Annotated in this window: 20 protein-coding genes; 12 read left to right on the forward strand and 8 right to left on the reverse strand. The window is 34.3% G+C overall.

What is annotated here, in order from left to right:
* Positions 1 to 44: 44 nt before the first annotated feature.
* Entirely contained in the window at positions 45 to 2,633 is a 2,589-nt protein-coding gene (locus ICJ83_RS04910) for a phosphoenolpyruvate carboxylase (RefSeq protein ID WP_188229225.1), read from the reverse strand.
* Between the two features lie 452 nt (positions 2,634 to 3,085).
* On the opposite strand from ICJ83_RS04910, the gene nadA reads away from it, so the two are divergent.
* On the forward strand, positions 3,086 to 4,024 hold the full coding sequence (gene nadA, locus ICJ83_RS04915) for a quinolinate synthase NadA (RefSeq protein ID WP_188229226.1): 939 nt from the start codon (positions 3,086 to 3,088) through the stop codon (positions 4,022 to 4,024).
* A 68-nt stretch (positions 4,025 to 4,092) separates the two neighbouring features.
* The gene (gene nadB / locus ICJ83_RS04920; protein WP_188229227.1) at positions 4,093 to 5,649 is read left to right on the forward strand and encodes an L-aspartate oxidase; all 1,557 of its coding nucleotides are present in this window, start codon (positions 4,093 to 4,095) and stop codon (positions 5,647 to 5,649) included.
* Positions 5,650 to 5,668: 19 nt separating this feature from the next.
* Here nadB and ICJ83_RS04925 read toward each other — a convergent pair whose 3' ends face one another.
* Together ICJ83_RS04925 and ICJ83_RS04930 are read right to left on the reverse strand one after the other, a co-directional pair.
* Positions 5,669 to 8,035 (reverse strand): hybrid sensor histidine kinase/response regulator, encoded by a 2,367-nt coding sequence (locus ICJ83_RS04925; protein ID WP_188229228.1) that lies wholly within the window; start codon positions 8,033 to 8,035, stop codon positions 5,669 to 5,671.
* A 149-nt stretch (positions 8,036 to 8,184) separates the two neighbouring features.
* On the reverse strand, positions 8,185 to 8,517 hold the full coding sequence (locus ICJ83_RS04930; protein ID WP_188229229.1) for a single-stranded DNA-binding protein: 333 nt from the start codon (positions 8,515 to 8,517) through the stop codon (positions 8,185 to 8,187).
* 178 nt (positions 8,518 to 8,695) lie between these two features.
* On the opposite strand from ICJ83_RS04930, the gene ICJ83_RS04935 reads away from it, so the two are divergent.
* Positions 8,696 to 9,046: a hypothetical protein gene (locus ICJ83_RS04935; protein WP_188229230.1), complete on the forward strand. Its 351-nt coding sequence runs from the start codon at positions 8,696 to 8,698 to the stop codon at positions 9,044 to 9,046.
* A gap of 75 nt (positions 9,047 to 9,121) precedes the next feature.
* On the opposite strand, the gene ICJ83_RS04940 is transcribed toward ICJ83_RS04935, so the two are convergent.
* A complete protein-coding gene (locus ICJ83_RS04940; RefSeq protein WP_188229231.1) occupies positions 9,122 to 9,589 on the reverse strand; it encodes a CBS domain-containing protein in 468 nt (155 codons plus the stop codon).
* A 174-nt stretch (positions 9,590 to 9,763) separates the two neighbouring features.
* Between ICJ83_RS04940 and ICJ83_RS04945 the strand changes: the two genes are divergently transcribed.
* A complete protein-coding gene (locus ICJ83_RS04945) occupies positions 9,764 to 10,480 on the forward strand; it encodes a tetratricopeptide repeat protein (protein WP_188229232.1) in 717 nt (238 codons plus the stop codon).
* Between the two features lie 83 nt (positions 10,481 to 10,563).
* Here the strand turns inward: ICJ83_RS04945 and ICJ83_RS04950 are convergent, their stop codons facing one another.
* The gene (locus ICJ83_RS04950; protein WP_188229233.1) at positions 10,564 to 11,079 is read right to left on the reverse strand and encodes a hypothetical protein; all 516 of its coding nucleotides are present in this window, start codon (positions 11,077 to 11,079) and stop codon (positions 10,564 to 10,566) included.
* A gap of 156 nt (positions 11,080 to 11,235) precedes the next feature.
* Between ICJ83_RS04950 and ICJ83_RS04955 the strand changes: the two genes are divergently transcribed.
* The 4 genes from ICJ83_RS04955 to ICJ83_RS04970 all read left to right on the forward strand — a co-directional run bounded on the left by ICJ83_RS04955 (position 11,236) and on the right by ICJ83_RS04970 (position 15,083).
* Positions 11,236 to 12,207, forward strand: a complete 972-nt coding sequence (locus ICJ83_RS04955) for an NAD-dependent epimerase/dehydratase family protein (RefSeq protein WP_188229234.1) — start codon at positions 11,236 to 11,238, stop codon at positions 12,205 to 12,207.
* Between the two features lie 45 nt (positions 12,208 to 12,252).
* Positions 12,253 to 12,843, forward strand: coding sequence for a HupE/UreJ family protein (locus ICJ83_RS04960; protein WP_188229235.1), 591 nt, complete (start codon positions 12,253 to 12,255; stop codon positions 12,841 to 12,843).
* 216 nt (positions 12,844 to 13,059) lie between these two features.
* Complete coding sequence (locus ICJ83_RS04965; protein WP_188229236.1) at positions 13,060 to 13,491, forward strand: deoxycytidylate deaminase; 432 nt, start codon at positions 13,060 to 13,062, stop codon at positions 13,489 to 13,491.
* Positions 13,491 to 15,083, forward strand: a complete 1,593-nt coding sequence (locus ICJ83_RS04970) for a S41 family peptidase (RefSeq protein ID WP_188229237.1) — start codon at positions 13,491 to 13,493, stop codon at positions 15,081 to 15,083. Before ICJ83_RS04965 ends, ICJ83_RS04970 begins: the two co-directional genes overlap by 1 nt.
* Before the next feature lie 4 nt (positions 15,084 to 15,087).
* Here the strand turns inward: ICJ83_RS04970 and ICJ83_RS04975 are convergent, their stop codons facing one another.
* From ICJ83_RS04975 to ICJ83_RS04985, 3 genes are read right to left on the reverse strand one after another with little or no spacing between them, the layout of a single operon-like run.
* Positions 15,088 to 15,699, reverse strand: coding sequence for an FAD-dependent oxidoreductase (locus tag ICJ83_RS04975; RefSeq protein ID WP_188229238.1), 612 nt, complete (start codon positions 15,697 to 15,699; stop codon positions 15,088 to 15,090).
* A 1-nt stretch (position 15,700) separates the two neighbouring features.
* A complete protein-coding gene (locus ICJ83_RS04980) occupies positions 15,701 to 15,904 on the reverse strand; it encodes a hypothetical protein (protein WP_188229239.1) in 204 nt (67 codons plus the stop codon).
* An 11-nt stretch (positions 15,905 to 15,915) separates the two neighbouring features.
* Positions 15,916 to 16,503, reverse strand: a complete 588-nt coding sequence (locus ICJ83_RS04985; RefSeq protein WP_188229240.1) for a MarC family protein — start codon at positions 16,501 to 16,503, stop codon at positions 15,916 to 15,918.
* Between the two features lie 304 nt (positions 16,504 to 16,807).
* Between ICJ83_RS04985 and ICJ83_RS04990 the strand changes: the two genes are divergently transcribed.
* The 4 genes from ICJ83_RS04990 to ICJ83_RS05005 all read left to right on the forward strand — a co-directional run bounded on the left by ICJ83_RS04990 (position 16,808) and on the right by ICJ83_RS05005 (position 23,108).
* Positions 16,808 to 18,460 carry a tail fiber domain-containing protein gene (locus ICJ83_RS04990; protein WP_188229241.1) on the forward strand — a complete coding sequence of 551 codons (1,653 nt, stop codon included), beginning with the start codon at positions 16,808 to 16,810 and terminating at the stop codon, positions 18,458 to 18,460.
* 132 nt (positions 18,461 to 18,592) lie between these two features.
* Positions 18,593 to 19,174 carry a DUF3109 family protein gene (locus ICJ83_RS04995; protein ID WP_188229242.1) on the forward strand — a complete coding sequence of 194 codons (582 nt, stop codon included), beginning with the start codon at positions 18,593 to 18,595 and terminating at the stop codon, positions 19,172 to 19,174.
* Between the two features lie 261 nt (positions 19,175 to 19,435).
* Complete coding sequence (locus tag ICJ83_RS05000) at positions 19,436 to 20,416, forward strand: ribonucleotide-diphosphate reductase subunit beta (protein ID WP_188229243.1); 981 nt, start codon at positions 19,436 to 19,438, stop codon at positions 20,414 to 20,416.
* A gap of 202 nt (positions 20,417 to 20,618) precedes the next feature.
* Complete coding sequence (locus tag ICJ83_RS05005) at positions 20,619 to 23,108, forward strand: ribonucleoside-diphosphate reductase subunit alpha (RefSeq protein WP_188229244.1); 2,490 nt, start codon at positions 20,619 to 20,621, stop codon at positions 23,106 to 23,108.
* Positions 23,109 to 23,110 lie beyond the last annotated feature (2 nt).

Genomic DNA, 23,110 nt, shown 5'->3' on the forward strand with positions numbered 1-23,110 from the left:
GCCTCCGTTCAAGGAGGCTTTTTAATTAAATAGGTATGTACAGTTTATGCTGAGTTTCTGCTGGCATTAATGTTACCAAATAAAGAACGCGTCACGATTTTCTCGTAAATTTTCTTTTCTTCATCATCGGCAGGAACACCTTGTCGTTCAAGTTCCTGAATTTTCTTAAGAGCGAATTGCTGTATGGTTAAAAGTGGTAATACAATAGATTCGCGAACTTCAATAGATGCTTTTCCAGAAGGTTCATTTTCCATTAATTCCTTATATCCTGTTAATTTTAATAACAATTCTTTGGTTGTAAGGTATTCGTCGTAAATGATATTCCAAAAAGCTCCAAATTCTTTGTCTTTAGACATGTATTTAGTTAAATCGAAGAACGATTTTGTTAAGGACATCATACTGTTTTCTAATAGTGTTTTAAAGAATTTAGAGTTGTTGTATAATTGCTCAACTTTATGGAATTCTCCGCGCTCTTCATATTTCTTTAAAGCCGTACCTACACCAAAGAACCCTGGAACGTTTTGTTTTAACTGGCTCCATGACCCTACAAAAGGAATAGCTCTTAAGTCTGAAAAGATTAATTTGTCAGATTTTGAACGTTTCGATGGTCTACTACCAATATTGGTTTTTGCATAGAATTTTAAGGTACTCATACGCTCCAAATAAGGTATAAACATCTCATGACCTTTAAATTCTTTGTACGTCTGGTAGCTGGTTTCAGCTAGATCGTTCATTACAATTCGATCTTCATCAGATAATTTATTTTTATCTGTCAATCTGTTTTTAATTCCAGAACTTATTAATTGTTCTAAATTGTATTGTGAAGAATCTAAAGTTCCGAAATTCGAACTTATTGTTTGTCCTTGAATCGTTAATTGCACTTCTTTGTCTTCAATGGTTGGTCCTAATGAAGAGTAGAATTGATGTGTTTTACCGCCTCCTCTGGCTGGTGGTCCACCACGACCATCGAAGAATATAGCGGTAATATCATATTTTCTAGACATTTCGGTTAATAGCTCTTTGGCTTTATAAATACCCCAGTTAGCCATTAAATAACCACCATCTTTTGTTCCATCAGAGAAACCTAGCATAATGGTTTGTTTCATGCCTCTGGCTTTTAAGTGCGCCATGTATTCTGGGTTGGTGTAAAGCTGTTCCATGACTGCCGGAGCATTTTCTAAATCGGTAATGGTTTCAAAAAGAGGAACAACATCAACAGTTAAATTGTCACTAAATGCAACCATTTTTAACATGGCAAATAATTGCATAACGTTTAACGCCGTTTGGTTGTTACTAATAATGTAACGGTTGGCTCCTTTTTCGCCATTGGTTGCTTGGATAATTTTTATGGCTTCAATGGTTTTAAGTGTGTTTGAAACCATTTCGTCTTCAAATGCATCGAAGTCGATATCTTCATTCGATACTTTCGATAATACAGCTATTTGTTCAGATTCAGATAAATCGTGATAATTGCTAGGAATTGAATTGCTGCCTTTCTCAATTAAATAGTCTACAACATTGGTAAATACCGAGTGATGTATTCTACTGTCTTGACGAATATCTAAGGTAGCAAAATGCAGCCTGAACATGTGAATTCGGTTTATTAACTGATTGATTTCAGTTTCGTAAAGCGATTGGTGCTCTTCAACAACCACTTTTCTGATGCTTAATAATTCAGTTAAAAGTTCCTTGGCTGTAATTTTTTCTGGCGTATCTAAATCTATACTGTAATTATATACTATGGTTTCCAGGCGAATAATACGATCTTCAACACCTCTAAAAGTTAATTTTCGACGCAGATTCTTTAAATCGGCATAATATTTCTTTAAAATAGACTGTTTTAATTTGCGTGCTACTTTAAGTGTGGTATCGGGTTTTACAAATGGGTTACCGTCGCGGTCACCACCAGGCCAGAAACCAATATTGATAATTTCATTGTGTTTTTTACTGTCGTCATAAATGTTGGTCTGAATATAATTGTAAATCTGACCAAACGAATGATAAAACACGTTTTCTAGATACCATATTAAACTAATGGCTTCGTCGTATGGCGTTGGCTTTTTGTGTTTAAAGAAAGGTGTTTTACCAAGCTGACCGAACAAGTTGTTAATTTGCGATAGGTCGTTGTTTTTAATTGCTTCGGTTAAATCGGTTATAATTCCTAATACCGAGCCTGGATAAAACTGTGTAGGATGGGCCGTTAGTACAATACGTACTTTAAACTCTTCCAAATAATCTTGTAATTCGGCAAGTTTGTTCTCTGAATTCGACGTTTCTTTAAGGTTTCTTAAAGTACCAATACCTTCCATATTATTAACTATAGGGAAAGCAGCATCTTCAATCGCATCGAATAATACAACTTGGCGCTCTATATATTGAATAAACCTGAATAATAAGTTTATTTGACTTTCCTTATTACGCCTTGCCTGATATTTTTTGAAAAAAGTCTCTACGATTGTCGTTGGGTCGTCTCCATTGGCAAATCCTTTTTTACAAGTTTCATGAAATAATGGGAGTAATACTCCTGTTTTTGTGATAGAATCAAAAGGTAAGGTCATAAATATACTGTTGTATATTTGGTATTTTGACAATACGTTTTGCTTAAATCGAATTAATTTTGGTTCTACAGACATATATCGTTCTAATTGAAAAATTAGACATAAAAATAATGAAGCTATAATTAACTAGTGCAATTGTCTTAAAGTTTTATTAAAATTTATATTTTATCGAATTCTAATTGTGAATAATTAAATAAAAACGATACCTCACTAAATTTCTGTTTGTGCAGTTTTGGGTCTGTCCAAATATAAATATCAGGTATTATGCATAAAACGTCCTTTTTAACATTCAAATGAGGCTACATGTTTTCGGATAATTCATTTCGTTATGTGTAATAACATGTTTTATAATTGTTAATATTATAAGGTTTTGTTTAGCAAGAATTTAAAGAATGTATTGATATCTTATTTCTATTCAATTTTAATTTAATTTTTAAACTAAACTTAAAAGGTTATAATATTAATTATGATATTTGCAAAAATTATGCGTTTACACGGTGTACGATTGTAGATGAAATTGAGATAATATGAGTGATACAATAGATTTAGTAAAAGAGATTAAGCGACTTAAGAAGGAAAAAAATGCCGTGATTCTGGCACATTATTATCAGGTTCCAGAAATTCAGGATATAGCAGATTATGTTGGAGACAGCTTAGGGCTATCTCAAAAAGCAGCCGAAACAGATGCCGATGTCATCGTATTTGCCGGAGTTCATTTTATGGCAGAAACAGCCAAAATATTAAACCCTCAAAAAACAGTAGTCTTACCCGATTTAAATGCCGGTTGTTCTTTAGCCGATTCTTGTCCGCCAGAATCCTTTGAAGCTTTTACTAAGCAACATCCAGATCATGTGGTTATCACCTATGTAAATTGTTCGGCGGAAATTAAAGCCTTAAGTGATATCGTTTGTACCTCGTCAAATGCTTTGAAAATTGTAGAATCTATTCCCGATGAAACCCCCATAATTTTTGCTCCAGATAAAAACCTTGGGCGTTATATTATGCGTGAAACAGGAAGAGATATGTTACTGTGGGATGGAAGTTGTGTGGTGCATGAAGCATTTTCTATTGATAAATTAATAGAGTTACATAAAAAACATCCGGACTATAAAATTATAGCTCACCCAGAATCTGAAACGCATATTTTAGATACAGCCACTTATATTGGTTCTACTTCAGGTATGATTAATTTTGTAAAAGCACATCCAAAAGAAAAATTTATAGTGGCTACAGAAGCCGGTATTTTACATAAAATGCAGGAAGAGATTCCAACCGCCGATTTAATACCCGCGCCTGCAGTTGAAGATAATACTTGTGCTTGTAGCGAGTGTCATTTCATGAAAATGAACACCATGCAAAAATTGTATGATTGTTTACTAAATGAATCGCCACAAATTCATGTGCCAGAAAATATTATCGAGCGTGCCTTGTTGCCAATTGAACGCATGTTAGAACTATCAAAATAAAATTTACTTATTTTTCCAGTTAAGGAAACGCCACTAAATGAATTTAATATCGATTATTGCATAAAACCATGATTGCTACCCATTATTTAGTAATTGGTTCGGGCATTGCCGGATTAACCTTTTCAGTAAAAATTGCTGAAAAATTTCCGGAAAGGAATGTTGTAATCGTTACAAAAGCCAATGAAGACGAATCTAATACGAAGTATGCGCAAGGCGGTGTGGCTATTGTTTTAGATAAAGAAAATGACTCATTTAAAAAGCATATTAAAGACACATTAATTGCAGGCGATGGACTTTGCAACGACGCCGTTGTAAAAATGGTAATTAAAGAAGGGCCACAACGGTTAGAAGAATTATTGCTTTGGGGTGCCAATTTTGATTTAGATGCAAAAGGCGCGTTTGATTTAGGAAAAGAAGGTGGGCATTCAGAATATCGTGTGGTGCATCACAAAGACATAACGGGCTACGAAATAGAGCGCGCCTTACTAAAAAGGGCGCATCAATTACCTAATATTACAATTTTACCACATCATTTTGCTTTAGATTTAATAACGAATCATCATATTGCAGGAGCAGATGCTAACGAATTGAAATGCTACGGGGCCTATATATTTAATCAGAAAACAGGCGAAATATTTACCATTAAGGCAAACAGTACCTTATTAGCTTCTGGCGGAATAGGTTGTGTATATGGGCATACTACAAATCCTGTAATTGCCACTGGCGATGGCATAGCTATGGCTTATCGTGCTAAAGCGAAAATAAAAGACATGGAGTTTGTGCAGTTTCATCCTACTGCCCTTTATGATGCTAAAGGAGAGTCATCGTTTTTAATATCTGAAGCGGTTCGTGGTTTTGGTGCGTATTTGCGAAATAAAGCGGGAAAGCGTTTTATGTTAGATCATGATGAACGCGCGGAATTGGCTTCGCGAGATATTGTATCACAGAGTATTGACAGCGAATTAAAAAAGTCGGGTGAATCTCATGTTTATTTAGATTGTACACATTTAGATCCTGAAGCATTCATACAGCATTTCCCTAATATTTACAAAAAGTGTTTAGATAATCATATTGATATTAAAACCGATTGGATACCCGTGGTTCCTGCTTCTCATTATTTGTGTGGAGGCATTAAAGTAAATAAAAAAGGAAAAACTACGATCGAGAATTTGTTTGCTTGCGGAGAATGTTCTAGAACGGGGCTGCATGGCGCCAATCGATTGGCTTCGAATTCGTTACTGGAAGCTTTGGTTTATGCGCATAATATTTTTAAGTATCATGCGAAACATGAATATAAGGAACCTCAAGTTGAAATCCCCGATTGGAACGACGAAGGTACTACCATTACGGAGGAGCATGTTCTTATTCAGCATAATTTAAAGGAACTTCAGGCCTTAATGCGAAATTATGTGGGTATCGTAAGAAGTAACGAGCGATTAAAACGTGCCGAAAAACGCTTGGAATTAATACATGATGAGGTTGAGGATTTTTATAAAGCATCCAAAATTACCACATCATTGTGTGAACTTAGAAACATGATTAATGTGGCGCATTTAATTGTTACCCAGTCTCTACAACGTAGTGAAAATAAAGGCGGATATTTTAATATCGATAACGTTAGGTAGTCTTAATTTATTAAAAGTTTCAGTTTTTAATTTGAGCTGTTAGGGCTTTATTCGGAAAATGAAGTTTATAAATTTTATCCAATAAAATAGCTTTACTAACAGGCTTGGTCATATAATCATTCATACCTAAATCTAAAACACGTTGTTTTGTTTCTTGCATAGCATCGGCAGTAACTGCAATAATCGGAATGTTAAGGTTAATATTAGTTTCACGTCCACTTCTAATAATTTCGGTAGCCTCATAGCCATCCATAACAGGCATTTGAAGATCCATTAATACTAAATCGAAATCCTCTGTTTTTAAGCGGTCTAATCCCTCTTGGCCGTGGTTTGCAAATGCAAAAGAAAATTGAGAAACGCTGCTTAAAACCTTTCGCATCACCATTTGATTCATTTTATTATCTTCAATAACCAGTATATGTAAGGGTGCTTGCTTGTTTATTATTTGGTTTACTGTTAGGTCTAGTTGCGGAATACTAATTAAGTTTAAGTCTATGTACACATCGGTGCCTTTATTTGGTGTACTGTCTATATGTATAGAGCCTTCAAACAATTCAACTATATGTTTCGCAATTGTTAACCCCAAACCAATACCTCCATATTGACGTTTGTGGTTTAGTTTCATTTGATTAAAGCTATCGAAAACATCGTCTTTCGATTTTGGATCAATACCTATACCTGTGTCGGATATTTGAAAAGAAAATCGACATAAATCGTTAGGTTGTTTTATGCAGCTTAGTTTCGAATATATTCCTCCTTTTTCAGTAAACTTTACGGCATTACTCAAAATGTTATTTACAATTTGTATAAAGCGTTCTTGGTCGGCATAAATTGTTTTTGGAATATCATGATCTATTTCAAAAGTGAATTCTAAACCTTTTTTCAATGCTTCAGATTTCCAGTTGTCACTAATTTGAATTAATTGTTTAGCTGGGTTGAAATTTTGAGGTGAGAGTTTAAGTTCGTTGTTTTCAATTTTTTCAAAGTCTATAATGTCGTTTACATTACTTAATAAACTTTGTGAAGCGTTTATAATGGTTTGGTATGGTTTACGATCTAAATCTTTTAGCTGTTCTATTTCATTTTCGGCAACACCCATTATGGCATTTATTGGCGTTCTTAACTCATGACTCATATTAGACATGAAATAAGTTTTAAGCTGACTTATTTCTTCTGATTTCTTTAAGGCTTCTTCTTGTGATTTCTCTTTCTCTAATCGTAGGTATTTTATAAGATTCGTCATCGATAGCGATAAGAAAATCACCTCAAAACCAGATCCGAATTTAGCGCTATTAAGTGTGATAAAATTGTTAGGCAGTAAACTCAGGTTATTCATTACGAAACCTAAAAGTCCTATCACTAAAAACAGAATTCCAAATGAAAAGTATGGATCAATTTTAATGCGTTTGTAACGCATGGTGAAAATGGTGCTTAATATAAGTAGTAAACTAAATAAACCATTTAAGTTACTTATTGGATAGGATAATTTTAGTGTTTCTGGAGAAATGAATAGCATAACAAATGATATAGCTAAAATGCCATAGGCTATATAAAATCCTTTTAAAAAGCGATTTAAATGATCTCGAATTTTTAGAAAATGCTCACAGTATTTAAGTAAAAATAAATTCGAGGATTGTGCTGTTATTAGAACGGCACGATCGTTAAGATAACCTCCTGAAGCAAATATATACTCATGCAGAAAGCCATCGAGGGCGGCTTGCATAAAGGCTATCGATAGGACGTATATGCCATAGTACAAAAATGATTTTTCTTTTAAGCTGGTATAGAAAAACAAATAAATAATTCCTGCCAGAAAAAGTAGTCCATAAAATAAACCAAAAAATAATTGAATTTGGTTGTTGGCAAGCCAGAACTCGGTTTCGTTATAAAGTTTTAAAGGTAGATTTATCGTTTCGCCATCGCTCTTTAAATGTAAATAAAAGTCTTGGGTTTTGTTTGGCGGGAGTTCAATTTTAAAAACTGTTGCGTGGTGTTGTACGTGCTTCTCGCTAAAAGGAATTTTGTCACCATTTTTAAATTCTAATATAGATTGTTCAGTATTTATTTGATATAAGTTGGCAATATCAGTAATGGGGCGAGCAGTCTCTAAAAAATAAGTTTTTACATAATTAGATGTATTTAAAATTTTAAACCTTACCCAAAAATTATGGTCTGTAAATCCTACACTATGGTTTTCAGTCGTTAAATTGTTAAATGTTAAAAAGTCGTTTTTAACAATTTCGTTGATGGAGAGGTTTAAATCGCCAACATCGGTATACTGGGCGTATTTGTAAAGATTTTTTGGGTTTTGGTCGGTGTCAAAAATTTTATTTTGACCGCATAGATTTAACCCTACTAGGGATAAAATTAGTAGTAAATATTTCATGGTTGGGGCAATTAATTGAATCAAACCTAATCGATTTTTACTTAAAATGTATGTTTTTCAGTTTAAATAGGGATAATTTCGATTAAAGGTTAAAATATGCTCCCGGTTTATAAAAAAAGGTGGTTTTCACCACCTTTTTTTTCAAATTGTTACTTTCTAAGCATGAGTAATTCGTTGCAAATCACTTCTGTAAGATACCGTTTGTTACCATTTTTATCGTCGTAACTTCTTGAGGTTAATTTGCCTTCTATAGCTATTTCGTTGCCTTTGCTCAGGTATTTTTCAATTATTTGCGCAGTTTTGCCCCATGCCACGATTTGATGCCATTGGGTGTCGGTAATTTTTTCGCCTTTATTGTTGGTGTAAGTTTCATTTGTAGCTAGTGTGAATTTAGCCAAGGTTTTTCCAGATTCCATGTTGATGATTTCGGGGTCATTTCCTAGGTTACCAATCAACTGTACTTTGTTTCTAAGCGTGTTCATAATTTTAAAATTTAATGTTAAACAGTTAATACTATCGAGTTGTTATTAATCGACAGTGCAAAGATGAAATAGCCTCAAAGATCAAGTCGGTTGTTACTTGTTTAAAATCGTTTGTAAATGTTTGTAGTCGTTTGTAAATGAATAATTTGTATATTTATTAATAATTAAGATCTTGAAAATGGAGAAGCAATGTTTAGAATGTGGTGAAAAAATTGTTGGCAGAATTGATAAAAAGTTTTGTAGTGACGGTTGTCGTAATGCCTATAATAACCGTGTTAATAAGGATAGTAAAAACTTAATTAGAAATACAAATAATAGGTTACGCAAAAATTATCGGATATTAGAAAGTTTGAATCCGCAGCAAAAAACAAAAACATCAAGAGCAAAATTAATTGAAGCTGGTTTCGATTTTAATTATTTTACGAGTATTTATAAAACCAAAAGTGGAAATGAATATTTTTTTGTTTACGACCAGGGTTACTTGGCACTCGAAGGCGATTATTATGCGTTAGTTAAACGAGATGGATAAAAAAAAAATAAAGCTTTTGGTTTATTGTTTTAAACCAAAAGCTTTCATAATGGAAAAGATTTTGCTTATCTCTTATTATTTCCAGTTATGTCCTTTTAATTGCATGGCTGCTTTTAAAATGTCTTTCTGACTAATTTGACCGACTAATTTACCATTTTCAACAATAGGAAAACGACGCCTTTTTGCTTGTAAAAATTTGTTGGCAGCATCAAAAATATTCATGTTGCCATCAATGGTTTCAACATTTTTTACCATGTGTTCTTCTATCGTTTTGTCTTGCATAGGCATATTGTAATAGCGGCTTTCGCTAATTTGTTTTATACAATCTCCTTCCGAGATTATGCCTACCAACTCCTCCTTATCGTTAATTACTGGCCCACCAGAAATCCTGTTATTTATTAAAGCCTCCATAACAGTTTCAATGGTTTGGTCGGGAGTAAACGTAATCAAATTTGTCGTCATGTAATCACTCACCTTTAACGGTGTTTCTTCAACAGCATTGGCTTGCTGTTTTCTTGCGCCTTGAAAACTTTTTATTCCCATAATATTTAATGTTAGTAGTTGTAGTTGTTCTAAATATACTTTTTTTTTTTAAGTTTTCCTAGATAAGTATTTCATTCATTTTTAATAAGGTTAACAAATGCGTGGAATTACTTATATTTTCCTTGTTTACATGTTAATTTTTTATAGTTTTAGCATCCTAAAAATTAAAATGAAATGAAGAGAGTAGTAATCCTTTTGATTTTACTTTGTGGTTTTGGAATTAGTGCACAAAGTAATGATGAATTAGTTAGGCATTTTGAGGCATATTATAAGCAAATGCAAAAACAAGGTGATGTGCAAGGAATAATTAATGGGTTAACGCATTTAAATGTTCTGGCGCCATCTTTAGAACGTGTAGATACCTTGGCTTATGTGTATATGTTAGAGGGTCAATATGTTCAAGCCTTGAATACGATTGGTATCGATAGAAAAATGGACGATTCTGACGTGGCTTTAGAAGTCAAAGCGAAATCTTTAAAGGCAGTAAAGCAACCAGCCAGAGCCATAGAATTTTACGAAGAAATATTTAAGCGAAATCCTAGCGCTCATCTGGCGTTTGAATTAGCTGAACTTAATTTGCAAACGCAAAATTTAACTGAAGCCGACAAACATATAGCTTATGGTTTGGCTAATGTAAAAGACGATATGCGTAAGGCGTTTTACGAAACGCAACAGCCTTATGAAGTGTCTTTAAAATCGGCGTTTATGTATTTAAAAGCATTATCGCTGTATAATAAAGACAGAAAAGCGAATATTGATGGTACCTTAGATATTTTGGATGCTACTTTAAAAGAGTCTCCAAATTTTAATTTAATTCAATTAACTAAAAATGAATTGCTAAGGCAAAAGCAAATGCTACAGTCTCAACAAGCGGAAGAAGATAAGAAGTAGGGTTCTCAAAACTTAAAAAAAAAGCGGTCTGGAAATGTTGTTTATGCATTCAGACCGCTTTTTTATATCCTTTATTTTATTGATTATGGGCGCTCAAAAACATTCTTATCTGCTTCTGTTTTTTTATTCATTTGCAAGTTCAGATTTGAATAGGAAATAAGTAATTCTTTAATGGTGTTTAAAAGTTCTTCTTTACTAGTAGTGGTTAAATTTGAAAAACTTTCCAGTTTGTAAAATTTTGTTTCAAAAGCTGTAATTCTGGCTTTTACTGGGGCTGTATCCATTTTTTCAGGAATATTTCTTAAAAAATCTTTTAGCAGTGTACTGATGATGTTTTTGTTGTCCTTAAAAAAACTTAAATCGCCTTTTTTAACGTTTAAAATAATATCCTTTATTTGAGTGTATTCGTTCCAGCTTAATATAGTTTCTTCAGTTTTTTTATCTAATAAAAATTCGGTGTATTTAAGCTTCGAAACATCGGCTTCAGTTAGTTCGTAGGCACTATGGTTTATGTTGGAGTTATCGCTTTCCTTGGGCGATTGCTTGCAGGAGTTAATAACTAAAATAAAGCTTAAAAGACTTAAAATTTTAAAATTCATAGGTTTTAAATAAAAATATAACGGCAAAGATATGGGAATAGTTTATTATTCCTGAAAATAACTAGACTCGACAATTATAAATCTTTTAACTTCAGAATGAAAATATTCAACAAAATCTTAGTATTTTTAAGTAAAACATAAGAAAACCAACAGATAATGAACCCTAAAATATTAATAATAGGTGCTTGTGGCCAAATTGGTTCGGAGTTAACATTTAAGCTGCGTGACATGTATGGCAGCTCGAATGTGATAGCAAGCGATATTAGTTACAGTAATTTAGAGGTGGTTAATTCTGGTATTTTTGAAGTAGTTGACGCTCGAAATTATGCCAGTATAAAAATGTGTGTTGAAAAATATAATATAGATACTATTTACCTCATGGCAGCCATGTTAAGTGCTACAGGTGAAAAATACCCCATGAAAGCCTGGGATTTAAATATGGAATCCTTATTTCATGTGTTAAACTTGGCTAAATCCAATGTTATTGAAAAGGTGTTTTGGCCATCAAGTATTGCTGTGTTTGGTCCAACAACTCCAGTTGAAAATACGCCGCAATATACCGTTATGGAGCCTGCTACAGTATATGGCATTACAAAACAAGTGGGAGAACGTTGGTGCGAATATTATTTTAATAAATATGGCGTCGATGTCAGGAGCTTACGTTATCCCGGAATTATTAGTTGGAAAACCATGCCTGGTGGCGGTACAACAGATTATGCAGTTGAAATTTATCATGAAGCCATTATTAATGGGTTGTATGAGTGTTTTTTAACTGAAAACACAAAATTACCAATGATGTATATGGACGATGCTATAAAAGCCACCATCGATATTATGGAAGCGCCAAAAGAGCATGTTAAGATTAGATCGTCATATAATATTGCGGCAATAAGTTTTACCCCTAAAGAGGTGGCCGAGAGTATATCTCAAACGTATCCAAAATTTAAAATGCTTTATAGTCCTGATTACAGGCAACATATTGCCAACGGTTGGCCGAAAAGTATCGACGATTCTCATGCTCGACAGCATTGGGCATGGCAGCATGATTTTGACCTTCAGGATATTACCAAAACGATGCTTTATCATTTGGATAAAAAGTATAATGCGCCGCTTAAAAAATCGAATTAATTGTATATTTGGACTTTCTCAACTCCCAATTCTTAATTAATAATTATGCTAGAAAATTTTTGGTTTAACGTTGAATATGGAATAAACCATGTGCTTGATATAAAGGCTTACGATCATGTATTGTTTCTAATTGTTTTAACAGTTCCTTATTTGTTTAAGGATTGGAAACGTGTGTTTTTACTGGTTTCTATGTTTACTTTGGGGCATACGTTGTCGTTGGTATTGGCATCTTATGGGATGGTAAGTGTAAATGCAAGCATTGTTGAGTTTTTAATTCCTATTACTATTTTAATTGTTGCCTTGTTTAATGTGTTTACTTCGGGCAAAGGAGCGCAAAAGGAAAAAGTAGGCGTTTTGTTTTTGTCTACCCTGTTTTTTGGGTTAATTCACGGCTTAGGATTTGCAAGAGAATTTAGAATGCTGCTGGGAGGTTCAGATAGTAAATTAGTATTGTTGTTAGAATTTGCCCTAGGAATAGAAATTGCTCAAATTATTATCGTTTTTATTGTGCTGTTTTTAGGATATATTGTGCAAACTATTTTCAGGTTTTCAAAGCGCGACTGGATTATGGTTATTTCTGCTATTGTAGTAGGATTGGTTATTCCTATGATATTGAACAGTGATTTTCTTGCATAATTGAGAATAATTTAAGATTTATCTAAAAATTATAGAAACTTTCGTAAAAGTTTAACGAACAGAGGTTGTAATTAAAATACGAACCAATTATATTCGTTATATTATTTCGCGTGAAGGATTGAGGTGGGTGTTGGAGCTCTTTATTTTATGAAAATAAAAGCGACTGCCGAAAGCCTGATTGCTGATAAGCAACACGCCAAAAAACAAAACATTTAGATGCCGAAGATTAAACAACTTAAATACGATAAGGCGTATTTAAGAATTGCTAAAGAATGGGGGAAATTATCGTACTGTAAACGCAGGCAAGTAGGTGCGCTTATTGTAAAAGATAGAATGATTATTTCTGATGGGTATAATGGAACCCCTTCAGGTTTTGAAAATTTTTGTGAAGATGATGCCGGTTATACCAAATGGTATGTGTTACACGCCGAAGCAAATGCGATTTTAAAAGTAGCTTCTTCAACGCAATCTTGTAAAGGTGCTACCTTGTATATTACCATGTCGCCGTGTAAAGAATGTAGTAAACTAATTCATCAGGCAGGAATAGTTAAGGTAGTTTATCAAGATGCCTATAAAGACGACTCTGGACTTAAATTTTTAGCTAAAGCAGGTATCGAACTAAAACAGATTGAAGATATAGAAGCTTAATGACTTACAATAAAAAATACTTGCCTCTAATTTTAGGTGTTGCTATTGCGGCAGGCATTTTTATTGGCGGAAAATTAAATTTTAGTGATGCGCCAGACAGGTTGTTCTCTACCAATAGTAAAAAGGATAAACTTAATCGATTAATTGATTATATCGATTATGATTATGTAGACGATATTAATACCGATAGTATTGTTGATGTTACGGTTAATGGGATTTTGGAGAATCTCGATCCGCATTCGGTTTATATTCCCAAGGAAGATATGCAGCGCGTTGCCGAAAACATGAAAGGCGATTTTATTGGAATTGGTGTAAGTTTTTACCCGTATCGCGATAGTATTGCTGTAATTCGGGCTATAGAAGGCGGGCCAAGTGAAAAAGTTGGTATCAAAGGTGGTGATCGGATTTTAATGGCCGATGGCGATACCCTTTATGGCTCTCGACTAAATAACGGAGAATTAGTAAACAAACTTAAAGGTCCAGAAAATACTAAGGTTCGTTTAAAGGTTTACCGTAAAGGAGAGCCGGAATTGTTAAATTTTACCGTTAAGCGTTCCAGTATTCCTATTAAAAGTGTTGATGCTGCGTATATGCTAACCGAAACTTTAGGGTATATAAAAATAAATCGTTTCGCAGAGTCTACGTATAAAGAATTTAAAAAAGGATTAGATAAATTACTCGACTTAGGAGCTAAAGAAATTGCACTCGATTTGCGTGATAACCCCGGTGGTTTTTTAGGTATAGCCGAACAAGTAGTTGATGAGTTTTTAGAAGATGAAAAGTTGATATTGTTTACCAAGAACAAACACGGTCATATTGAGAAAAACTTTGCTACAAGTAAAGGTGATTTTGAAGATGGTAAATTGTTCGTTTTAATAAATGAAAATTCGGCTTCGGCAAGTGAGATTATTGCAGGTGCACTTCAGGATAATGATAAAGGAACAATTGTTGGTCGCCGAAGTTACGGAAAGGGTTTAGTTCAAAGAGAAATGGATTTAGGCGATGGTAGTGCTGTGCGCTTAACTGTGTCAAGATATTACACGCCTACAGGCAGATCCATACAGCGCGCCTACGATAATGGAAATGATGATTACTATCACGACTATATAGATCGTATTGAAAGTGGTGAATTGTATGATTCAGATAAGATAGAGGTTGCTGATTCTTTAAAATTTACAACACCTAAAGGTAAGGTAGTTTATGGTGGAGGAGGGATCATTCCAGATGTGTTTGTGCCTATTGATACGAGTCTGCAAAATGAAACCCTAAGTTTTTTACAACGTAGCGGATTTATAAGCAATTTTGTTTTTGTAGAATTGGACAAAGATCGAGAGTCCTATGCTAATTTAGATCGTCAAGATTTTATAAATAATTTTGAAGTTGATGATCAATTAGTGTTCAACTTTCAAGATTACGTAAATATTAGAACGAATACTAAAATTACATTTGTGGCCTATCACGATGAGGTTAAACAGCATATTAAAGCGGCTTTAGCCGATCAATTGTTTGGTGATGGTGCCTTTGAGCAAATTATGAATCAAAACGATATCATGATTGACGAAGTTATTAGACTTAGTCAAGATAATCAATAGCTAATCAATCACTTATCTTATCATGTACTTTACTGTGTTTGCCGTCGTTCCATACGGTTAAAATATCTGTAGCAACGTGAGTGCCGCTACCAGCACATATGGCAAATTGACTGCGCCACCCTGCCAAAGAACCAGCTACAAATAAATTTTCTTCTATCACATGATCAGTGTTTTTTAGCCAAATTCGTTCTTTTTCAACTGCAGCTCTCGGGTGTGGTTCAACATATGTTTCCAAACCTTCAATATGCATTAAATTCGTGTAGCCCACAGCGATGACGGCTATTTTTGTCTGGTATCGATTTTTATTTGTGGTCACTTCAAAGCCTTCGGCGTTTTTGGAAATTTTTAAAACTTTTTCGCCTTTAATTTGACTGACATGTGGGTATAAAGCGGTGAGTTGTTCTAAACCATTCTTAAGAATCGTCTGGCCTGTTGTTCCAGGTGTTATGCCTAGCACATTATTAAATAATGCAGTTTGTAAGTGCGATGTTTTTTGGTGTGCAACAATGCCAATTCGTTTGTCTTTAGCATATAATTTATTTTTTGCAGAGCCTAAAACTAATGCACAGGATAAACCTGCGGCACCTCCTCCAATAACTAAAACATCAAAAGTCATATTAACGACGTTCTTTTACTTTTTGTTCAATACGTTTAGAAATATATAAAATGAGCATGATTAATACAGCGCATAATGAAGCTAAAATTGTAATTATAGCCACAATGCTGTCGCCTTCAAATGGAGCGCTAAAATTAATTTTGGTTGTGTTAAACGCTACGAGTATTAATGCTAAAACACTAATGATAATAGTTGCAATTTTCATAACTAAGGGATTTAGTTTAAAATAAATAGCGCCTTTATATTGTGCGCAAATAATTTAACGGCTATGGCTAATAATATAACGCCAAAAACTTTTCTAATAATATTAATACCATTCTGACCAATTAACCGTTCGATTTTTTTCGAAGTTTTTAAAACAATAAATATAATAATCACATTTAACAGTACGGCAACAATAATGTTTTCGGTGCTAAATTCGGCTCGTAAAGATAGCAGGGTGGTTAAACTTCCCGGGCCGGCGATTAATGGAAATGCTAGCGGGAAGACCGTGGCCGACATCATTTCATGGTCATCTTGTTTGTATAAGGTTATCCCTAAAATCATTTCTAAAGCAATGAAAAATAATATGAAGGAACCTGCAACGGCAAAAGAATTTACGTCTATCCCTACAAGGTTTAAGATGCTTTTTCCCAAAAACAGAAACGTAATTAATATTACCCCTGCAATGATAGAGGCTTTGCCACTTTGGATGTGACCCATTTTTTTTCTTAAATCAATAATAATGGGAATGTTACCTATAATATCAATAACTGCAAATAATACCATGAAGGCAGTAAATATTTCCTTAACATTAAATTGCATAATGACGCATTTTTTAAAAATTTTAGCAAAAGTATGTATTATGAAACACATGTAAAGTTTTTTAAACATAAAGTTTTGTTTTCAGGAAGAAGTTTAAAGAAAGCTTTAGTTTAAATATATGAGATGCTTTAATGTTATAAGTTAAAGTGTTTGTAAGGGTATTCTTAAGTGAATAATGAAAAAAAATTAGTGAAATATAATTATCGAAAAGCATTTCGTAGAAAATATTACTATAAAATATTGTTAAACAGTATTTTGGTCGTTTGTAATTTATATTTTTCAGCCCCAATTTAACCTAAACATTATGAAATGCGTATTTAAAATTATTGTTCTTTTTTTGTTTTCTGTAAAGTTGTTCGCTCAAGTAGGAGTGAATACTACAGACCCTAAAACCTTATTGGATGTAAGAGCAACAAACGACGATGGTACTACACAGGGAGCCGTTACAGCTTCCGATGGGCTTTTAGTGCCTCGTGTGGCGAGTCTGGGTGTTTCTGGAACGGAAAACGGACAGTTGGTATTTTTAGTTGCTGATAATGGTGGATTTACTAAAGGATTTCATTTTTGGAACGGAACTGTATGGAATCCGGTTTCAGGTAGCGACGACGATTGGTATGTAGCTGATACTTCCGGTACTTCTACTTCAATTGATGATAACCTCTATACTATGGGCTCAGTCTCGGTAGGGAAAAATGAAGGAGGGAGTAGTGTCTTTAAAGTTTATGGTGCGGCCAAAAACGATATTACACTTCAAACCTCCGATAATACAAAAGATCAAGGTATTATGTTTCAAAATGCTGCAGGAGCTTACAGTTGGAATATTTACCGTCACGACGCAGGTAACAGTTTGGTAGATTTAAGAATAGCCGGAAAAGCGGTTCCTGAATTTACCGGGCTTAATGATCTTGTTGATTATGTAACGTTTAAAAGTAATGGAAATGTTGGAATTGGTCTCACTAATCCTACTGCAAGATTTGAAGTTCAGGGAGGAACGCGAACAGGAACACATACCCCAGGTTCCACTTTTTATGTAACAGGCGATTACGGACTTAGAAATAGTGGAGCAGAATTTATGCATTCTAACGGAACAAGAGGTGTTGGAATTGGGTACGAAGGATTCTATGCCACTGGGACTAATGTGAATTCTCATATTTCTTTGAGTTCTAAAGGAACGGGGTCTGTATATATGTATACAAATAATTCGGCTCGCATGGTTGTGGATGGTAACGGGAAAGTTGGTATTGGAACAACGTCTCCACAGGCATTATTTCATGTTGCAGGTTCTACTGAAGATGAGGTCATTGCAGCTTTTAGAGGTGTAAATGGTACAACCTCTAGTACAGCCAATGAAATTCGCTTTGTAGATATGTCGTCTTCTAATTTTCCTTCGGGATTGAGTGGTGTAAATTCCAAATTAGATGGTGTTATGGTTGAAGGGCCTAACAGTGCTAATTTAGTTGTTAAAATAAGAAATAATGAAGGTACAGATGGTTTTCACGTTGTTAATAATGCAGGGAATCATGTTTTTACTGCAAACGCAAATACCAGAGTCGGTATTGGAACAGATTCGCCATCGTACAGGTTACATGTAAATGGAACTGTTGCTGGAAATGCAGCTTATGTTAATACGTCTGATGCTAGATTAAAAACAAATGTAGAACCCATTAAAAACGCTTTGTGGAAAGTAGAGCAATTACGCGGGATTACATTTGATTGGAATAAAGAGAGAGTTGTTGGGAAACATTTGACATTAGATAATAAAAATCACTTCGGTTTTCTTGCTCAAGAAGTTGAAAAGGTGTTGCCTCAGGTTGTTACTACAGATGAAAGTGATGACAATTTAAAATCTGTTGCATATTCAGATATTGTTCCTGTTTTAGTAGAAGCAATTAAGGAGCAACAAGAGCAAATTAAGAATTTACAAGCAAGATTGGATGATTTAGAAAATAAACTTTAAAAAGTATTACAATTTTAAAAATCGAAAGTCTGTCATGCTATGACAGGCTTTTTTTATTTAATAAAAATAAATTCAGTCTAAAGAGAAAGCTAAAGTTTCCGTATTTTTGCAATCGAAAATTTAATCTGATTTATGTTTCAATTAGGAAAAACAATTGTTTCTGAAGATATTCTTGAAAAAGATTTTGCGTGCAATTTGTCAGCATGTAAAGGGGCGTGTTGTGTTGATGGTGATGCCGGAGCACCGCTAGATGATGAGGAGTCTAAAATATTGAATGACATCTTTCCTAAAGTAAAACCTTATTTGCGTCAGGAGGGTATCGATGCTATTGAGGCGCAAGGTACCTTTGTAACCTCGGAAGATGGCGAGTTAGAAACACCATTAATCGATGGTGCAGATTGTGCTTATGTAATTTACGATGATAAGGATGTCGCGCTTTGTGGTATAGAGGCGGCTTACCGCAAAGGAGATGTAAATTGGAAAAAACCAGTATCCTGTGAATTATATCCCATTCGGGTACAAGACTACACTGAGTTTTCGGCAGTGAACTATCATAAATGGCAAATTTGCGACGATGCATGTGCTTTAGGAGCAGAATTACAAGTACCGGTTTACAAATTTGTAAAAAATGCCTTAATTAGAAAATTTGGAGAAGATTGGTATATGGAATTAGAGGAAATAGCTAATACCAAAAATACCCCGAAAACACCCTGAAAACAAAGGGTTTTATGATATGAAAAGTTTTATTTTCTGTAAACTTTTCAATTTTTCAAAAAACATAAAGTATTGTAAATCAAACAAATAACCGTTTTTATTTGTAAACTTCTTATAGTCAGTATTTTCTATAATTGTTAAAAACTTTTGAACAATGTTTATAACTAAACCTTTCATTTTTAACATCATTTTTTAATATTTGTTATTCCCAAATCGATTAAAAATTTTCGTTAATCTCAAAATTTAAAACACTCAAAAACAATGTCTCAGGCCATCGAACCCATTCTTCAAGAAAATAAAGATCGTTTTGTAATATTCCCCATTCAGCACCATGACATCTGGGAATGGTATAAAAAATCGGAAGCCAGTTTCTGGACAGCTGAAGAAATAGATTTGCATCAGGATCTAACCGATTGGAAGGATAAATTAAATGATGATGAGCGTTATTTTATAAAACATATTCTGGCTTTCTTCGCTGCCAGTGATGGAATAGTTAACGAAAATTTAGCTGAAAACTTCGTGAATGAAGTGCAATACAGTGAAGCCAAATTTTTCTACGGATTTCAAATCATGATGGAAAATATTCACAGTGAAACCTACTCCCTATTAATTGATACTTACGTAAAAGACGAAAAAGAAAAAGATATCCTTTTTAATGCGATTGAAAACTTTCCTGCCATTAAGAAAAAGGCCGATTGGGCTTTGAAATGGATTGAATCGCCAAGTTTTGCAGAACGCTTAATCGCTTTTGCTGCGGTAGAAGGTATTTTCTTTTCTGGTGCGTTTTGTTCAATATTCTGGTTAAAGAAAAGAGGATTAATGCCAGGATTAACCTTTTCAAACGAGTTAATCTCTAGAGACGAAGGTGTGCATTGTGATTTTGCTGTTCACTTACACAATAAGCACCTAATAAACAAAGTGCCAAAAGAGCGTATAAAAGATATTATTGTTAACGCTTTAGATATTGAGCGTGAGTTTATTACTGAATCTTTACCAGTTAGTTTAATTGGAATGAATGCCAAATTAATGACACAATATTTAGAGTTTGTAACCGATAGATTATTGGTAGAACTTGAATGTGAAAAAGTCTACAATGTTGGCAACCCATTTGATTTTATGGATATGATTTCGTTGCAAGGAAAAACAAATTTCTTCGAAAAACGCGTATCGGAGTATCAAAAAGCTGGTGTACTTAACAAAGAAGAAGATAAAGATAAGTTCTCTTTTGACGAAGATTTTTAGAAAAGTCTTTTTTTAAGTTAAAACCAAATAATTCTGTTGAAAATAAGACCTCAAGGCCATTGTTGTTTTTGGGTTTAAATCAAATATATAAATCTAACTATTTAGCTATGCATTAGTCGATAAAAAGTCGATTGGTATTTAAAGCTAATTAACCATTTTCTCTGAAGCTGTATTCAGGAAATCTAAAACACGTGAAATAATTATGTATGTAATCAAAAGAGACGGCCGCAAAGAGCAGGTTATGTTCGACAAAATCACCGCAAGGGTGCGAAAATTATGTTACGGATTAAACGAGTTAGTAGACCCGTTAAAAGTGACAATGCGAGTAATTGAAGGACTTTATGATGGTGTAACCACGAGCGAACTTGATAATCTGGCTGCCGAGATTGCTGCAACAATGACCACAGCACATCCTGATTATGCACGATTGGCAGCGCGTATTTCGGTATCTAATTTACATAAGAATACAAAGAAGAGTTTTAGTGACGTGATGCACGATTTATACACGTACATTAACCCGCGAACCGGGCAACCTGCACCGCTTTTAGCCGATGATGTGTATGAAGTGATAATGAAGCATAAAGACGTGTTAGATTCTACCATTATTTACAATCGTGATTTTGGTTATGATTATTTCGGATTTAAAACTTTAGAACGTTCCTATTTATTAAAATTAAATGGCAAAATTGCCGAGCGTCCGCAACATATGTTAATGCGTGTTGCTGTTGGTATTCATTTAGACGATATAGACTCAGTAGTTGAAACCTACGAACTTATGTCGAAAAAATACTTCACACATGCCACGCCAACTTTATTTAATTCAGGAACACCTAAACCGCAAATGTCGTCTTGTTTCTTGTTAACAATGAAAGATGATAGCATAGATGGAATTTACGATACCTTGAAGCAAACGGCAAAAATTTCGCAATCTGCCGGAGGTATAGGTTTGGCTATCCACAATATTCGTGCTACTGGAAGTTATATAGCGGGAACCAACGGAACATCAAATGGTATTGTTCCTATGTTAAAAGTATTTAACGATACAGCGCGTTATGTAGATCAAGGTGGTGGAAAACGTAAAGGAAGTTTTGCTATGTACATCGAAACCTGGCATGCCGATATTATGGATTTCTTAGATCTAAAGAAAAACCATGGTAAAGAAGAAATGCGTGCGCGCGATTTGTTCTATGCGATGTGGATTTCAGATTTATTTATGAAGCGTGTTCAGGAGGATGGACCATGGACATTAATGTGTCCTAACGAGTGTCCTGGTTTAGATGAAGTACACAGCGAGGCTTTTGAGGCGCTTTACTTAAAATATGAAGCCGAAGGAAAAGGAAGAAAAACTATTAAGGCACGTGAGCTTTGGGAGAAAATTTTAGAATCTCAAATCGAAACCGGAACGCCATATATGTTGTACAAAGATGCAGCAAACCGCAAATCAAACCAGCAAAATTTAGGAACGATACGTTCATCTAATTTATGTACAGAGATTTTAGAGTATACTTCGCCAGACGAGGTTGCTGTATGTAATTTAGCGTCTATTGCGCTTCCTATGTTTATAAAAAACGGGGAGTTCGATCATAAAGAATTATTCCGTATCACCAAGCGCGTAACGAAAAACTTAAACCGAGTAATTGACAGAAACTACTATCCTGTAATAGAAGCTGAAAACTCGAATATGCGTCATCGTCCAATTGGTTTAGGTGTGCAAGGTTTAGCGGATACGTTTATTAAATTACGTATGCCATTTACCAGTGATGAAGCTAAAAAATTAAATCAGGATATTTTTGAAACGCTTTATTATGCTGCAGTAACAGCTAGTATGGAGGAAGCTAAAGCCGATGGACCATACCAAACTTATGAAGGTTCTCCGATAAGTAAAGGACAATTCCAGCATAATCTTTGGAATATTAAAGATGAAGAATTAAGCGGTAATTGGGATTGGGATAAATTGCGTAAGCAAGTGCTTAAGCATGGTGTTCGTAACTCACTTTTAGTAGCGCCTATGCCAACAGCTTCAACCTCGCAAATTTTAGGAAATAATGAGTGTTTCGAGCCTTATACTTCTAATATTTATACCCGTCGTGTATTATCGGGAGAGTTTATTGTTGTAAATAAACATTTGTTAGAAGATTTGGTTGAACTAGGATTGTGGAACGAAGGCTTAAAGCAGGAAATCATGCGTGCAAATGGTTCGGTTCAGCATGTTGATGTGCCTCAGCACATAAAAGATCTTTACAAAACGGTGTGGGAGTTAAGTATGAAAGATATTATCGATATGTCACGTCAGCGTGGGTACTTTATCGATCAGTCGCAATCACTTAACTTGTTCATGGAAGGAGCAACAATGGCCAAATTAACCTCAATGCATTTTTATGCATGGAAAAGTGGCTTAAAAACAGGTATGTATTATTTACGTACTAAGAGTGCTGTTGATGCTATTAAGTTTACGTTACAAACCAGTAAAAAAGAAGAACCTACGGCGAAAGCGGTTGAAGTTAAAGATGTTCCTGTTAAAGAGCAGGAGCTGAAACAAACTGTTGCTGCTAAGAATGCTGAAAAGTTCTCAAAACAAACAAAGACTGATGAGGTAGATGTTACTCCTATGTCTCCTGAAGAAATGAAGGCCCTAATAGCACAAGCTAAAGCCGGTCAAGGTGATGATGATTGTGTAATGTGTGGCTCTTAAAA

The sequence above is a fragment of the Aestuariibaculum sediminum genome, from assembly GCF_014596945.1.
GTDB classification, from domain to species: domain Bacteria; phylum Bacteroidota; class Bacteroidia; order Flavobacteriales; family Flavobacteriaceae; genus Aestuariibaculum; species Aestuariibaculum sediminum.

Bases quoted from the DNA above. Each gene is read 5' to 3' on its own strand.
- ICJ83_RS04910 (WP_188229225.1), bottom strand. From the start codon at position 2,633: ATGTCTGTAGAACCAAAATTAATTCGATTTAAGCAAAACGTATTGTCA.
- nadA (WP_188229226.1), top strand. From the start codon at position 3,086: ATGAGTGATACAATAGATTTAGTAAAAGAGATTAAGCGACTTAAGAAG.
- nadB (WP_188229227.1), top strand. From the start codon at position 4,093: ATGATTGCTACCCATTATTTAGTAATTGGTTCGGGCATTGCCGGATTA.
- ICJ83_RS04925 (WP_188229228.1), bottom strand. From the start codon at position 8,035: ATGAAATATTTACTACTAATTTTATCCCTAGTAGGGTTAAATCTATGC.
- ICJ83_RS04930 (WP_188229229.1), bottom strand. From the start codon at position 8,517: ATGAACACGCTTAGAAACAAAGTACAGTTGATTGGTAACCTAGGAAAT.
- ICJ83_RS04935 (WP_188229230.1), top strand. From the start codon at position 8,696: ATGGAGAAGCAATGTTTAGAATGTGGTGAAAAAATTGTTGGCAGAATT.
- ICJ83_RS04940 (WP_188229231.1), bottom strand. From the start codon at position 9,589: ATGGGAATAAAAAGTTTTCAAGGCGCAAGAAAACAGCAAGCCAATGCT.
- ICJ83_RS04945 (WP_188229232.1), top strand. From the start codon at position 9,764: ATGAAGAGAGTAGTAATCCTTTTGATTTTACTTTGTGGTTTTGGAATT.
- ICJ83_RS04950 (WP_188229233.1), bottom strand. From the start codon at position 11,079: ATGAATTTTAAAATTTTAAGTCTTTTAAGCTTTATTTTAGTTATTAAC.
- ICJ83_RS04955 (WP_188229234.1), top strand. From the start codon at position 11,236: ATGAACCCTAAAATATTAATAATAGGTGCTTGTGGCCAAATTGGTTCG.
- ICJ83_RS04960 (WP_188229235.1), top strand. From the start codon at position 12,253: ATGCTAGAAAATTTTTGGTTTAACGTTGAATATGGAATAAACCATGTG.
- ICJ83_RS04965 (WP_188229236.1), top strand. From the start codon at position 13,060: ATGCCGAAGATTAAACAACTTAAATACGATAAGGCGTATTTAAGAATT.
- ICJ83_RS04970 (WP_188229237.1), top strand. From the start codon at position 13,491: ATGACTTACAATAAAAAATACTTGCCTCTAATTTTAGGTGTTGCTATT.
- ICJ83_RS04975 (WP_188229238.1), bottom strand. From the start codon at position 15,699: ATGACTTTTGATGTTTTAGTTATTGGAGGAGGTGCCGCAGGTTTATCC.
- ICJ83_RS04980 (WP_188229239.1), bottom strand. From the start codon at position 15,904: ATGAAAATTGCAACTATTATCATTAGTGTTTTAGCATTAATACTCGTA.
- ICJ83_RS04985 (WP_188229240.1), bottom strand. From the start codon at position 16,503: ATGCAATTTAATGTTAAGGAAATATTTACTGCCTTCATGGTATTATTT.
- ICJ83_RS04990 (WP_188229241.1), top strand. From the start codon at position 16,808: ATGAAATGCGTATTTAAAATTATTGTTCTTTTTTTGTTTTCTGTAAAG.
- ICJ83_RS04995 (WP_188229242.1), top strand. From the start codon at position 18,593: ATGTTTCAATTAGGAAAAACAATTGTTTCTGAAGATATTCTTGAAAAA.
- ICJ83_RS05000 (WP_188229243.1), top strand. From the start codon at position 19,436: ATGTCTCAGGCCATCGAACCCATTCTTCAAGAAAATAAAGATCGTTTT.
- ICJ83_RS05005 (WP_188229244.1), top strand. From the start codon at position 20,619: ATGTATGTAATCAAAAGAGACGGCCGCAAAGAGCAGGTTATGTTCGAC.